The organism is Dechloromonas hortensis (assembly GCF_009469765.1).
Taxonomy (GTDB): domain Bacteria; phylum Pseudomonadota; class Gammaproteobacteria; order Burkholderiales; family Rhodocyclaceae; genus Azonexus; species Azonexus hortensis.
This window is the reverse complement of the sequence record NZ_SSSQ01000040.1, coordinates 1-649: the sequence shown is the minus strand read 5'-3', so window position 1 is coordinate 649 and position 649 is coordinate 1. Positions and strand designations below refer to the sequence as shown.

Here is a 649-nt window from a genome sequence, read left to right as displayed (position 1 = left end):
CCGCCGGAGACGATGATCTTGGCGGCGCCGAGTTCGGGCCGTTCGGATTTGGTCAGTTCGCGGTTGGTGAGGGTGCTTTGGGCGGTGTCGGCGGCGGCAGCGATGTTTTCGATATCGGCGTTGTTACCGGTGTCGACCGCGTCGAAGGCGGTGCTGCGCACGGTGATGACCTTGACCGGGTCGGCGCTTTGTACGGTAGCCAGGGCGTTGCCGGCGTAGATCGGGCGGACGAAGGTGTCCGGGCTGTCGACGCCGGTGATTTCGGAGATCTGGGCGACGTCGAGGAGCGCAGCGATGCGCGGCGTCAGGTTCTTGCCGAAGGTGGTGGCCGGGGCGAGGATGTGGCTGTAGCCGGCGGCCTGGGCGATGACCAGGGCCGTCAGGTTCTCGGCGGTCTGGCTCTGGTAGTGGGCGGCGTCGGCGACTTTGACTTTGCGGACGCCTTGCAGGCCAGCGGCTTGCTGGGCGGCGGCGGCGCAGCCGGTGCCGGCGACGAGGACGTGGATGTCGCCCCCGATCTTGACGGCGGCGGCGATGGTGTTGAGGGTGGCGGCCTTGAGGCTGACGTGGTCGTGTTCGGCGATGACGAGAATGGTCATGATCAGATCACCTTGGCTTCGTTCTTGAGTTTGTTGACGAGTTCGGCGAC

1 pseudogene is annotated in these 649 nt (G+C 66.3%); it reads right to left on the bottom strand.

Features of this window, described 5'->3' with window-relative positions:
- Positions 1–599 (bottom strand): annotated as a pseudogene (locus tag GH663_RS20885) (electron transfer flavoprotein subunit alpha/FixB family protein); the annotation flags it as partial.
- Between the last annotated feature and the right edge of the window lie 50 nt (positions 600–649).